Source organism: Microbacterium sp. 69-7 (genome assembly GCF_001897985.1).
GTDB classification, from domain to species: Bacteria; Actinomycetota; Actinomycetes; order Actinomycetales; family Microbacteriaceae; genus Microbacterium; species Microbacterium laevaniformans.
Genome location: NZ_MKRU01000045.1, coordinates 1 through 12,750 on the forward strand (window position 1 = coordinate 1; position 12,750 = coordinate 12,750).

Annotated in this window: 11 protein-coding genes and 1 pseudogene; 5 read left to right on the forward strand and 7 right to left on the reverse strand. The window is 68.8% G+C overall.

The genetic code is table 11. From position 1 onward, the window contains the following. Positions 1-35 precede the first annotated feature (35 nt). Together rpmA and rplU are read right to left on the reverse strand one after the other, a co-directional pair. Positions 36-293, reverse strand: coding sequence for a 50S ribosomal protein L27 (rpmA, locus tag BGN98_RS04230; RefSeq protein WP_288119777.1), 258 nt, complete (start codon positions 291-293; stop codon positions 36-38). Positions 294-312: 19 nt separating this feature from the next. Beyond that, a complete protein-coding gene (gene rplU, locus BGN98_RS04235) occupies positions 313-621 on the reverse strand; it encodes a 50S ribosomal protein L21 (RefSeq protein ID WP_288119778.1) in 309 nt (102 codons plus the stop codon). Between the two features lie 192 nt (positions 622-813). Here rplU and BGN98_RS04240 point away from each other — a divergent pair, with 192 nt between their 5' ends. Next, entirely contained in the window at positions 814-1,086 is a 273-nt protein-coding gene (locus BGN98_RS04240) for a DUF4031 domain-containing protein (protein WP_061683214.1), read from the forward strand. A 24-nt stretch (positions 1,087-1,110) separates the two neighbouring features. Here BGN98_RS04240 and BGN98_RS04245 read toward each other — a convergent pair whose 3' ends face one another. Further along, on the reverse strand, positions 1,111-3,531 hold the full coding sequence (locus tag BGN98_RS04245) for an Rne/Rng family ribonuclease (RefSeq protein WP_061683215.1): 2,421 nt from the start codon (positions 3,529-3,531) through the stop codon (positions 1,111-1,113). A 306-nt stretch (positions 3,532-3,837) separates the two neighbouring features. Here BGN98_RS04245 and BGN98_RS04250 point away from each other — a divergent pair, with 306 nt between their 5' ends. Next, positions 3,838-4,452 carry a vitamin K epoxide reductase family protein gene (locus BGN98_RS04250; protein ID WP_204947208.1) on the forward strand — a complete coding sequence of 205 codons (615 nt, stop codon included), beginning with the start codon at positions 3,838-3,840 and terminating at the stop codon, positions 4,450-4,452. 87 nt (positions 4,453-4,539) lie between these two features. Here BGN98_RS04250 and ndk read toward each other — a convergent pair whose 3' ends face one another. From ndk to ileS, 4 genes are read right to left on the reverse strand one after another with little or no spacing between them, the layout of a single operon-like run. After that, positions 4,540-4,953 carry a nucleoside-diphosphate kinase gene (gene ndk / locus BGN98_RS04255; protein ID WP_005053482.1) on the reverse strand — a complete coding sequence of 138 codons (414 nt, stop codon included), beginning with the start codon at positions 4,951-4,953 and terminating at the stop codon, positions 4,540-4,542. A 1-nt stretch (position 4,954) separates the two neighbouring features. After that, positions 4,955-5,362 carry a DUF4233 domain-containing protein gene (locus tag BGN98_RS04260; RefSeq protein WP_204947210.1) on the reverse strand — a complete coding sequence of 136 codons (408 nt, stop codon included), beginning with the start codon at positions 5,360-5,362 and terminating at the stop codon, positions 4,955-4,957. Continuing rightward, positions 5,350-6,702, reverse strand: a complete 1,353-nt coding sequence (locus BGN98_RS04265) for a bifunctional folylpolyglutamate synthase/dihydrofolate synthase (protein ID WP_204947211.1) — start codon at positions 6,700-6,702, stop codon at positions 5,350-5,352. Before BGN98_RS04265 ends, BGN98_RS04260 begins: the two co-directional genes overlap by 13 nt. Beyond that, a complete protein-coding gene (gene ileS / locus BGN98_RS04270) occupies positions 6,699-10,118 on the reverse strand; it encodes an isoleucine--tRNA ligase (RefSeq protein WP_288119785.1) in 3,420 nt (1,139 codons plus the stop codon). The genes BGN98_RS04265 and ileS overlap by 4 nt, the downstream gene beginning before the upstream one ends. Positions 10,119-10,361: 243 nt before the next feature. Here ileS and BGN98_RS04275 point away from each other — a divergent pair, with 243 nt between their 5' ends. From BGN98_RS04275 to BGN98_RS04285, 3 genes and pseudogenes are all read left to right on the forward strand, one after another. Next, positions 10,362-11,039 carry a hypothetical protein gene (locus BGN98_RS04275; protein ID WP_061683220.1) on the forward strand — a complete coding sequence of 226 codons (678 nt, stop codon included), beginning with the start codon at positions 10,362-10,364 and terminating at the stop codon, positions 11,037-11,039. Between the two features lie 32 nt (positions 11,040-11,071). Further along, positions 11,072-11,431: pseudogene (locus BGN98_RS04280) on the forward strand (GNAT family N-acetyltransferase); the annotation flags it as partial. 302 nt (positions 11,432-11,733) lie between these two features. Next, the coding region (locus tag BGN98_RS04285; RefSeq protein ID WP_288119787.1) for a class I tRNA ligase family protein at positions 11,734-12,750 on the forward strand (1,017 nt) is incomplete at its 3' end.

A 12,750-nucleotide genomic window follows, 5' to 3' on the forward strand; every position in this document is an offset into this window, starting at 1 on the left:
CCGCCCCTCGCCGAGATCTGTGTGCGCGCCCCGGACTACTCCGCGGTTGCGACGATGTTGACGACCTTGCGACCGCCCTTGCTGCCGAACTCCACCGAGCCCGCGGCCAGCGCGAACAGGGTGTCGTCGCCACCGCGGCCGACGTTGGCGCCCGGGTGGAAGTGCGTGCCGCGCTGACGGACGATGATCTCGCCCGCGTTCACGACCTGGCCGCCGAACCGCTTCACGCCCAGTCGCTGGGCGTTGGAATCGCGACCGTTACGAGTAGAGCTTGCGCCCTTCTTATGTGCCATCTCTGCGTCTCTCCCTGGCCTACTTGATCCCGGTGACCTTGACGCGCGTGAGGTCCTGGCGGTGCCCCTGACGCTTCTTGTAGCCGGTCTTGTTCTTGAACTTCTGGATCACGATCTTCGGGCCGCGCTCCTCGCCGAGGACCTCGGCGGTCACGGTCACCTTCGCGAGCTTGTCGGCGTCGGTCGTCACGGCGTCACCATCGACGAGCAGCACCGCGGGCAGCTCGAGCTTGTCGCCGATCTTGGCCTGCTGACGGTCGAGGACGACGATCGTGCCGACCTCCACCTTCTCCTGACGGCCACCGGCGCGCACAACTGCGTAAACCACTTCACACCTGTTTTTCTTCTGCGGAGCCAACGGCCCCGGCTGTCTTCATGGGACGAGTACGTCCCCTGAGGGTGTACCCAAATATCCAGTGCGGAGGCGAAACTCGACGCACCAAGGGTCTACTTTACCGGATGCCGGGGCCATCGGCAAAAGCGACGCAAGGCGTGTCGCGCGTCGACCTAGACTGCGAGGATGGCGATCCTCATCGACGACCCGCGCTGGCCCGCCCACGGGAGGTTGTGGGCGCACCTGGTCAGCGACAGCGACCTCGATGAACTGCACGCCTTCGCGGCCGCGAACGGCATCCCGCGGCGCGGATTCGATCGCGATCACTACGACGTTCCCGAGGATGAGCTGACGCGCCTCGTCGCCGCCGGTGCCGAGCACGTCAGCGGCCACGAACTCGTCAAGCGTCTGATCGCCTCGGGCCTGCGGATCACGGCACGCGAGCGTCGCGAGGGCTGACCGCTCCCCCGCCACGCGCGAGCATCACTCGGCGGCGGGCTCGGCCGTCGGCGTCGCCGCCACCGGGGTGCCGGTCAGCGCGGCGGTGGTGACGCGTCGGCGTCCCCGACCCTGGCCAGGAGCCTTCGGCTCCGGAAGAGCGCTCAGCACCGAGTCGAGGAGGATCTCCTTCTCGCTCCGCTCGTTGGCCGAGGAGCGAGAAGCCGGCTCGCGCTTCTTACGGGGACGCTTGGCGCGCTCGGGCGCGACCTCCGGCTGGACGTCGGGCAGCGTCACCTCGGCGACCTCGGAGGCCTCCGGTGCATCCTCGGCTGCGGTGTGGATGGTGGATGCGGCGATCTGCGCGAGCGCGGACTTCGCACTCTCGGTGATCACGTGCGTGCCGCCGCTCACGGAGCCGTTGCCGCCGGCGGCGGCGGGCGAGGAGCTCTGTCGCGACCGACGGCCGCCGGTCGACGCGGGCGCCTGCGCGCCACGGTGCTTGACGACCGGGTCGTGATGCACGATCACGCCGCGACCGGCGCAGACCTCGCAGGCCTCGCTGAAGGTCTCGAGCAGTCCCAGTCCCAGCTTCTTGCGGGTCATCTGCACGAGGCCGAGCGAGGTCACCTCGGCGACCTGATGCTTGGTGCGATCGCGGCTGAGGCACTCGACGAGGCGTCGCAGCACGAGATCGCGGTTGGACTCGAGCACCATGTCGATGAAGTCGACGACGATGATGCCGCCGATGTCGCGCAGGCGGAGCTGGCGGACGATCTCCTCGGCGGCCTCGAGGTTGTTCTTGGTGACCGTCTCCTCCAGGTTGCCGCCGGAGCCGACGAACTTGCCGGTGTTGACGTCGACCACCGTCATGGCCTCCGTGCGATCGATGACGAGCGAGCCGCCCGACGGCAGCCAGACCTTCCGGTCCAGCGCCTTCTCGATCTGCTCTGTCACGCGGAAGCGGTCGAACGGGTCCTGGTCGTCTTCGTACTTCTCCACGCGCTCGAGAAGGTCCGGCGCGACGCCGGCCAGATAGGCCGTGATCGTCTGGTAAGCGTCCTCGCCCTGGATGAGCATCTTGGAGAAGTCTTCGTTGAAGACATCGCGGACGATCTTCACGAGCAGGTCGGGCTCGGAGTGAAGGAGCGCAGGGGCGCCGATCTTCTCGACCTGAGACGAGATGTGCTCCCACTGTGCGGTGAGCCGCTGCACATCGCGCGTCAGCTGCTCTTCCGTGGCGCCCTCTGCGGCCGTGCGCACGATGACGCCGCTGGATTCCGGCAGCACCTCCTTGAGGATGCGCTTGAGGCGCGCGCGCTCGGTGTCGGGGAGCTTTCGCGAGATGCCGTTCATGGCGCCGCCCGGCACGTACACGAGGTAACGGCCCGGCAGTGAGATCTGACTCGTCAGGCGCGCGCCCTTGTGGCCGACGGGGTCCTTCGTGACCTGGACGAGAACGCGGTCGCCGCTCTTGAGCGCCAGCTCGATGCGCCGCGGCTGGTTGCCCGTCTCCACGGCATCCCAGTCGACCTCTCCGGAGTAGAGCACGGCGTTGCGGCCCCGGCCGATGTCGACGAAGGCAGCCTCCATGCTCGGCAGGACGTTCTGCACGCGGCCGAGGTACACGTTGCCGATGAGCGAGGACTCCTGGCTGCGAGCGACGTAATGCTCGACCAGCACGTTGTCTTCGAGAACCGCGATCTGGATGCGACCGTTCTTCGAGCGCACGATCATGTCGCGGTCGACGGCCTCGCGCCGGGCGAGGAACTCGGCCTCCGTGACGACGGTGCGGCGGCGTCCGGCCTCGCGGCCGTCGCGGCGACGCTGCTTCTTGGCCTCGAGGCGCGTCGATCCCTTGATCCGCTGCGGCTCGGTGATCAACTCCACGGCGCGCCGGCGAGGCTGGCTCTGCTCTCGCGGGGTGTCATCATCGTTGGCCGACGATCCGCCGCCACGTCGACGGTTGCGCCGGCGCGCGCTCGTGCCGGACTCGGAGGGCCCCTCGTCCCGGTCGTCTCCCTGATCGACACGGATGCCGGGACGCGCGGGAAGCGGCACGATCTGCGGGGCGTAGAAGACCAGCTTCGTCGAGACGGCGGAGACGAACTCGGCGGGCAGGAGCCCGAGGCTCACAGCCGTGACGGGCTCCGTCGCTTCGGGTTCCGTCGCTTCGGGTTCCGTCGCTTCGGGCTCGGTGGCTTCGGGCTCGGCGGCGTCGGACTCGCTGCCGGCGGCCTCGGTGCTCTCAGCATCCGCGGCCTCCGCCTCGCCGCTGTGCTCCTCCGCGACCGGCGCGCCGTCAATGATGGGCGCGTCCTCGGCGGCGGCGTCGTCGTGCGTGCCGGCGGCGGCGTCGTGCGTGCCGGCGTCCGTGGGCGCACCAGCCTCCTCGATGGAGGGAAGCGACGGGGTCAGGACCTCGTCGGCAGGGATTGTGGACTGATCGTTGTTCTCATCGGCCATCTCTGGCTTACTCCTCGCCGCCGGCTCCGCGTGCCGTCGGGTGAACTCTGGCGGCGTCACCCGATAGTGGGGAACCGCATACTCACTCGGTCTGCAGCCTCACCCGCTCGTCGGCGGGACTCGTGCTGCCAAGGGCGTTCATCGCCCGAAGTCTTCGGTGATGCGTGGTGCGGCGCGGCCGCGATGCATCGGCCACCATTATCGCATCATCCGACGAAGATTGAGCAGAGCGACGCTCGGACCGTGCTCTGACGCTCACTCGGTCTCCCAGCAGCGACCGTCCGTGTGGATGCGATAATCGCCAGCATGTCCGCGCAGACCATCGACACCCGCCCGAAGATCCTCGCCATCTGGCTGGTGATCGCGGGAGTCATCGGGTGGATCGCGGCGTTCGCCCTGACGTTGGAGAAATTCGACAAGGCCACCGGATCGACCGCACCGGCGTCATGCGACTTCAGTGTCGTCGTGCAGTGCAGTGCGAACCTCGACTCCGCTCAGGGCAGCGTCTTCGGCTTCCCCAACCCCATCCTGGGCCTCACCGGATGGATGGCGCCGATCGTGGTGGGGATGGCTGTTCTCGCCGGCGCCCGTTTCGCCCGCTGGTTCTGGCTCACGTTCTTCGCGGGCGTCACGTTCGCCTTCGGATTCGTGATCTGGCTGATCACCCAGAGCATCTTCTTCCTCGGAACGCTGTGCCCCTGGTGCATGGTCACGTGGCTCGTCACGATCCCGACGTTCTACGCCGTGGCGGTCCAGCTGCTGCGCTCGGGCGTGATCTCCTCCCACCCGCGTGTGCGTGCCGTCGGCGACTCTCTGGCCGCGTGGGTCCCGCTCATGGCGTTCGTGTCGTATGCGGTGGTGCTCCTGCTCGCGCAGCTGCGGCTGGACGCCGTCCCGCAGCTGCTCGACGTCATCTTCTGAGATTCCGCGTCGCCGGCGCCCGGCGCTCGAACGGCCGGTGCCCTCCCGTCTCAGGGACGGAAGGGCACCGGATCGCGCAGGGTGGGATCAGAACCAGATCGCCAGTTCACGTGCGGCCGACTCGGGGCTGTCGCTGCCGTGGACGAGGTTCTGCTGAACCTTCAGTCCCCAGTCTCGGCCGAAGTCTCCCCGGATCGTGCCGGGTGCCGCGGTCGTGGGATCGGTCGTGCCGGCGAGTGAACGGAAGCCCTCGATGACGCGGTTGCCGGCGAGACGGATCGCGACCGACGGCCCGGAGAGCATGAACTCGAGAAGCGGCTCGTAGAAGGGCTTGCCCGCGTGCTCGGCGTAGTGCTGCTCGAGGACGTCACGGTCGGGCTCGACCAGCTTGATGTCGACCAGGGCGTAACCCTTGGCCTCGATGCGCGCGAGGATCGCTCCGGTCAGGCCGCGCGCCACGCCGTCAGGCTTGACGAGGACGAGGGTCTCTTCGGTGGGCATTTCAGTCTCCGTTCGTGACGTGCGGGGAAGCGCCTGCGCGGACCGCGTTGCGGCGGTCGAGCGCTCTGCCCTTGATGGTCGCATACGCGTACATGCCCCCGAAAATCACTCCCACGAGGACGAGTGCGGGCACGAGCAGTCCGCCGAGCACGACGACGACCTGCCAGAGCCAGCCGAGCAGGATGCCCACACGTGAGCGGGTCAGGCCGGTGGTGATGACCATGAGTGCCGCGAGGACGGAGCCGCCGACGATCCCCCACCATGAGGGGATGCCGTCGGGAAGGGCGTTCAGGCCATAGATCGCCAGGCCGCCGAGGAAGACGATGATCGACTCGAATCCGAGCACGACCTGCGCGAGCGACTCTTCCGCGCCGCGCGCGCGTCGCACGCGCCCGCTCACGCGCTCCACCCCGCCTTCCAGTCACCGTCGGCAGCAAGTTGCAGGGCCTCGCCCGCCAGCACGACGCTGCCCGCGATGACGACGGCGCGTCGGTTCGAGCCCGCCGCCCATTCGCGCGCGGCTTCGGCCGCGTCGGCGAGGTCGCGGTGCACGGTGACGGGAACTCCCGCAGCTTCGACCAGGTCGGCCAGCGCATCGGGGTCGGCCGCCCGCTCGGAGTCCGGCGCCGTCACGAACACCTGGGTCGCCGCCGGCGCGACAGTGGCGACGATCCCCGCGATGTCCTTGTCGGCGAACGCGCCGAGCACGATGCCCCATTCGTCGAAGTCGAACGAGTCGCCCAGCGCGGCCACCAGGGCGCGTGCGCCGTGCGGGTTGTGCGCGCTGTCGATGAGCACGGTGGGCGCGACACCGATCAGCTGGAGACGGCCGGGCGAGGTCACCTGTGCGAGTCCGTCGGTGAGCACATCGGGCGCGATCGGCTGTCGGCCGGCGCCGATGAGCGACTCGACGGCCGCGATGGCCAGGGCCGCGTTGTGCCCCTGGTGTGCGCCGTACAGCGGCAGGTAGAGATCGTCGTATGTCGCCGCGAGGCCCCGCACGCTGAGCTGCTGTCCGCCGACGGCGAGCGTCTGGCTCGTGAGGCCGAAGGCGGTCCCCTCGACCGCGAGGGACGCGCCTCGCGCGGCCGCGGCTGTGGTGAGGACGTCCAGGGCCGAGGGATCCTGCTGTGCCGACACCGCGGCGGCGTCGGTCTTGATGATCCCCGCTTTGACGGCGGCGATCTCGGCGATCGTGTGTCCGAGCTTGTCGGCGTGGTCGAGATCGATCGGTGCGATCACCGCGACGTCGCCGTCGGCCGTGTTCGTCGAGTCCCAGCTTCCGCCCATCCCGACCTCGATGACCGCTACGTCCACCGGGGCGTCGGCGAAGGCCACGAAGGCGAGCACCGTGAGCAGCTCGAAGAAGGTGAGAGCGGCGTCCCCGGATGCCGCGAGCTCGGCATCGACGAGGTCGACGATCGGGGCGATCTCGTCCCAGGCATCGGCGATGAGTGCGTCCTCGATCGGCTCCCCGTCGATCATGATCCGCTCGGTGAAGCGTTCGAGGTGAGGACTCGTGAACAGCCCCGTGCGCAACCCGTGGGCGCGCACGATCGATTCGATGATGCGGCTGGTCGAGGTCTTCCCGTTCGTCCCGGTCACATGCACGACGCGGTAGGTCCGCTGCGGATCGTCGAGCAGTTCCAGCACGCGGCGGGTGCGTTCGACGCGGGGCTGCACCCATTGCTCGCCCTGGCGGGTCAACAGGGCGCGGTAGACGGCGTCGGCGCGCTGGCGGTCGTTCACGAGGACGCTCCGATCCGGGTCACGGCAACGGTGACGTCGCCGGTGTTGGCGTACGTGCCGGCGGCGACCACCGCCGTGTGATCGGCGTCGATCGTCTCGGCGGCAGCCAACACCGATCCCTCTCCGACGAGCGCGGTGCCCTCGGGTGAGACGACCGCGTAGTCGAGGGCGAGTGTCTCGCCCGCGACGTCCGCGGTGGCGAAGGCGGCCGCGACGGCCGCGGCATCCTCCGATGCGGAGAACAGCAGCTGCAGGCGGATGCGGTCGCTCACGTCGAAGCCGGCGGCCTTGCGGGTATCCTGCACGGCGCGGATGATGTCGCGCGCGAGACCCTCGGCTTCGAGCTCGGGCGTCGTGGTGGTGTCGAGCAGCACGAAGCCGCCCTGGCGGTCTCCCGCACCCGTCAGCACCGCGAGCGCCTCGCCGTCGGGGCGTCCGGCGGTCTCGAGCACGAGGTCGTACTCCCCCGGCTCCAGGGCGATCCCGCCGACGACGACAGAGCCGTCGGCGTCCGTCCACTCCCCTGCGCGGGCGGCGGCGATCACCTGCTGCACCTGCTTGCCCAGGCGGGGACCGGCGGCGCGGGCGTTGACCGACAGGCGGTGCGTGATGCCGTAGTCGACCGCCGTGCTCGCCTCGAGCTCGACGAGCTCCACGGCCTTCACGTTGAGCTCGTCGCGCAGAATGTCCTCGAACTGTGCGAGCGCCTCGGCGTCCGGCACCACGACCGTGAGCCGCGGCAGGGGCAGGCGCACGCGTTTGCCCTCCTTCTTGCGGAGGGCGTTCGCGACGCTCGAGACCTCACGGACGGCGTCCATCGCGGTGCGGATGTCGGATGCCGTCGGGAACGCGTCGGCGTCCGGCCAGTCCTCCAGGTGCACGCTGCGACCACCGGTCAGGCCCTGCCACACGCGCTCGGAGATCAGCGGGATCAACGGCGCGGCGACGCGCGTCAACGTCTCGAGCACCGTGTAGAGCGTGTCGAACGCGTCGGTGGATGCCGGGTCGTCAGTCACCCCCACCCAGAAGCGGTCGCGCGATCGGCGGACGTACCAGTTGGTCAGCGCCTCGGCGAAGTCGCGGAGCTTCGCCGCGGCCGTCGTCGAATCCAGCTGCTCCAGGTCGGCGGCGACGCCGCGCACGAGGTCGCCGGTCAGCGCGAGGATGTAGCGGTCCAGAACGTTCGTCGAGTCGGTGCGCCACGTCGCCTGGTAGCCCCCGGGGGCGGCGGCGTTCGCGTACGTCGCGAAGAAGTACCACGTGTTCCACAGCGGCAGCAGGAACTCGCGCACTCCGGCGCGGATCCCCTCCTCGGTGACGATGAGGTTGCCGCCGCGCAGCACCGAGGACGCCATGAGGAACCACCGCATGGCGTCGGAGCCGTCGCGGTCGAACACCTCGCTGACATCCGGATAGTTGCGCAGCGACTTGCTCATCTTCTGCCCGTCGCTTCCGAGCACGATTCCGTGGCAGGCGACACCCGTGAAGGCTGGCCGGTCGAACAGGGCACCGGACAGGACGTGCATGACGTAGAACCAGCCGCGCGTCTGGCCGATGTACTCCACGATGAAGTCGGCCGGCGCGTGCTCGTCGAACCACTCCCGGTTCTCGAACGGGTAGTGCACCTGGGCATACGGCATCGACCCCGAGTCGAACCAGACGTCGAAGACGTCCTCGATGCGTCGCATGGTGCTCGCACCCGTCGGATCGTCCGGGTTCGGGCGCGTCAGCTCGTCGATGAAGGGACGGTGCAGATCGATGTCGCCGGCGGCATTGCGCGGGAGCCGGCCGAAGTCGCGCTCCAGGTCGGCGAGCGACCCGTACACGTCCACGCGCGGGTACTCCGGGTTGTCACTGCGCCAGACCGGGATCGGCGAGCCCCAGAAGCGGTTGCGGCTGATGGACCAGTCGCGGGCGCCTTCGAGCCACTTGCCGAACTGGCCGTGCTTGACGTTCTCCGGCGCCCAGGTGATCTGTTCGTTCAGTTCGATCAGACGGTCCTTGATCGCCGTGACGCGCACGAACCAGCTGGAGACGGCCTTGTAGATCAGAGGGTTGCGGCAGCGCCAGCAGTGCGGGTAGGAGTGCTCGTAGGAGGCTTCGCGCAGCAGGCGACCCTCGGCGCGCAGCAGACGGATGAGCGGACGGTTGGCGTCCATCCACAGCTCGCCCGCGACATCGCCGACCTGCGGGAGGAAGCGTCCGCCGTCGTCGAGGCTCATGATGAGCGGGATGCCGGCCGCCTCGGTGATCCGCTGGTCGTCCTCACCGAACGCCGGTGCCTGGTGCACGATGCCGGTGCCGTCGGTCGTGCTGACGTAGTCGTCGACGAGGATGCGCCAGGCGCTCTCGGTGCCCCACACCTCGGCATCCGCGTAATAGTCGAAGAGCCGGTCGTAATGCACGTCCGCGAGCTCGCTGCCGAGAATGGTCCGTTCCACGGCTTCGGCCGCCTCGGCCGCGTTCTCGTATCCGAGATCCTTCGCATAACCGCCGAGCAGATCGGAAGCGAGCAGGTAGCGATGTGCCGCCGCGCCCTCGTCGTCGCCGGATGCCGGGACATCCGCCGCTCCGTTCGGCCCGCCCGGCACGACGACGTACTCGATGTCGGGGCCGACGGCCAGAGCGAGGTTGGTCGGCAGCGTCCAGGGCGTGGTCGTCCACGCCAGGGCACGGACACCGGTGAGCCCCAGGCTCTCCGCCTTCACGCCGACGAGCGGGAACGTGACGGTGACCGAGGGGTCCTGCCGCATCTTGTAGACGTCGTCGTCCATGCGCAGCTCGTGGTTCGACAAAGGAGTCTCATCCCGCCAGCAGTAGGGCAGCACGCGGTGCCCCTCGTAGGCGAGGCCCTTGTCCCAGAGCTCCTTGAACGCCCAGAGCACCGACTCCATGTAGCCCGTGTCGAGCGTCTTGTAGCCGCGTTCGAAGTCGACCCAGCGCGCCTGGCGGGTGACGTAGTCCTCCCATTGCTGCGTGTACTCGAGCACCGACTCGCGGGCCTTCGCGTTGAAGGAAGCGATCCCCATCTGCTCGATCTCGCTCTTCTCGGTGATGCCGAGCTGCTTCATGGCCTCGAGCTCAGCGGGAAGGCCGTGCGTGTCCCAGCCGAAGACGCGGTCGACTTTCTTGCCCCGCATCGTCTGGAAGCGCGGGAAGAGGTCCTTCGCGTATCCGGTCAGCAGGTGTCCGTAGTGCGGCAGTCCGTTGGCGAACGGCGGGCCGTCGTAGAAGACCCACTCCTCGGCGCCGTCGCGCTGCGCGATCGACGCGCGGAAGGTGTCGTCGCGCGCCCAGAAGTCGAGCACGTCGCGCTCGATCGCGGGAAAGCGCGGGCTCGGAGACACGTCGGCGGCGGGCCCGAAGGGGCTCGTGACGCCGGCGGCGGGGTTCGTCGAGGGACGGGGGTAGCTCATGTCACTCCAGCAGGTGCTCGTGCATCGGATTCGTGCAGTCTTCCTGCGAGGACGATCGTGCGACCGCGGTACCACCCCGCTTGCCGACACCCATCGTCGGCCACTCATGCGACGGCTGTGACGGGCCTGCCCCGCGCGGTTCTAGTGACCCCGGGGGTTCCCTGGGCGTTCTTCCGCGAGCTCCCCGGTGATGGCCGGATCGGTGCTGATCAGACCATCATACCGGGCGCGTAGGCTCGAGGGATGGCTGCCCGCTCCTCCGGTTCTCTCGGCCCCCGGCCTCCGCGAATCAGCGCCCCCGACGTTCCCACCGACCTCGACGCGGTCAGCGCGCTGCGCAGCCGGGCCGACCTGCTCGGCGTTCTCGTCGACGGCCTGGGCGGCGAGGTGGATGCCGCGCACTGCCGTCTCGTCGAGTCTCGGGTGGCTGCGGCATCCGGACCGGCCGCCGGTCACGTCGACGCCACGGGCGCCACGTTCGTCGACGTCGCGGTCGACCAGCTCCGCGCGATGGCGCTGGTCGCCCGTGACGGAAGCTGGCGCAATGTCGAGCTGACCGGCGGGCGTATCGCGACGCTCGACGGGCTGCGGGTGCGCTGGGACAGCGTCGTGGTGCGAGGGGCGCACATCGACTACCTCTCGCTGCCGTCCGCCGAGCTCACCGACGTGCTCTTCGTCGACTGCAGCTTCGGCTCGATCGATCTGCCTGAGGCGCGACTCGCGCGGGTCGCCTTCGAGGGATGCCGCGTCGACGAGGTCGACACGCGTGGAATGCGAGGCGACGATGTGGATCTGCGCGGGCTCGAAGCGCTCGCATTCACCGATGTTCGTGCGCTCACCGGTGCCTGGCTCCAGCCCCGACAGGCTGAGCTTCACGCCCCCGCGTTCGCGCAGGCTCTCGGCATCCGGATCGTCGCGTGAACATCGCGACGGCCCGGCTGCGGCTGCGAGAGATGACCGACGAGGATCTGCCGGACCTGCGCGCGATCCTCCACGACCCGGAGGCGATGACGGCGTACAACGGCGCGTTCAGCGATGCGGAATCGTCGGCGTGGCTGCGTCGCACGCAGCAGCGGTACCGGGACGACGGTTTCGGGCTGTGGGCGGTGGTGCACAGCGGGACGGGCAGGATGATCGGGCAGTGCGGCATCACGCGGCAGCAGATCGATGACGACGAGATCGTCGAGGTCGGCTACCTGTTCCAGCGCGCTCACTGGGGTCACGGGTACGCCGTCGAGGCCGCCGCCGGGTGTCGTGACTGGGCGTTTTCGACGCTGGGGATCGACGAGCTGTACGCGAAGATCCGCTCGACGAACGTGGCCTCGATGAACGTCGCGATCCGACTCGGCATGACGGTGCGCCGCACCTTCACCACCCACCACCGCGGCGTCGACATGCCACACCTCGCCTTCGCCGTCGACCGCAGTGCGTGGGAGCGCCACGCCGATGCGCGGCCGATTGGTTCGCGAGGAGATGTCGAGATCGGATCGGGTCGGGCGTTCCTCGGCATCCGCCATTTCGTCGGAACCTACCGGCGCGCGCCCGGTAGACTGGGGCGCACATTCCACACTCAGGCACGCTCACACAGTGCCGCACATATCGTTCGAGGAGATCCATGTCCGACGCGCAGATTCCCGACAAGCCCGCCCTGGAGGGCCTCGAGCAGAAGTGGGATGCCGCGTGGAGCGCGGCGGGCACCTACCTCTTCGACCGCGACGCAGCGAAGGCCAAGGGTCGCGCCGGCGTCTTCTCCGTCGACACGCCGCCGCCGACCGCGTCGGGATCGCTCCACATCGGCCACGTCTTCAGCTACACCCACACCGACGTGAAGGTGCGCTTCGAGCGGATGCGTGGCAAGACGGTGTTCTACCCCATGGGATGGGATGACAACGGGTTGCCCACCGAGCGTCGCGTGCAGAACTTCTACGGAGTGCGCTGCGACACGTCATTGTCGTACGACCCCTCCTTCACTCCCCCGTTCCGCGGCGACGCGAAGAGCTTGAAGCCCGCCGATCAGGTGCCCATCAGCCGCCGCAACTTCATCGAGTTGTGCGAGGAGCTGACGCTCGAAGACGAGAAGGCGTTCGAGGCTGTCTTCCGTCAGCTCGGACTTTCGGTCGACTGGACGCAGACGTACCGCACGATCTCGGACGACACCATCCGCACGAGCCAGCTCGCGTTCCTGCGCAACCTCGAGCGCGGTGAGGCGTATCAGGCGCTCGCGCCGACGCTGTGGGACATCGACTTCCGCTCCGCGATCGCCCAGGCCGAGCTCGAGGATCGCGAACAGCAGGCGTCGTATCACCGTCTCGCCTTCCACAAGAGCGACGGCTCGGGAGACATCCACATCGAGACGACCCGCCCCGAACTGCTCGCGGCCTGCGTGGCGCTGGTCGCCAATCCCGGCGACGAGCGGTACCAGCCGTACTTCGGCCAGACGGTTCGCACGCCGATCTTCGACGTGGAGGTGCCCGTCCTCGCGCACCCGCTCGCCCAGCAGGACAAGGGTTCGGGCATCGCCATGGTGTGTACGTTCGGAGATGTCACCGACATCATCTGGTGGCGTGAGCTCGATCTGCCCAACCGGACGATACTCGGCCAGGACGGACGTATCCTTCCCGACGCCCCCGAG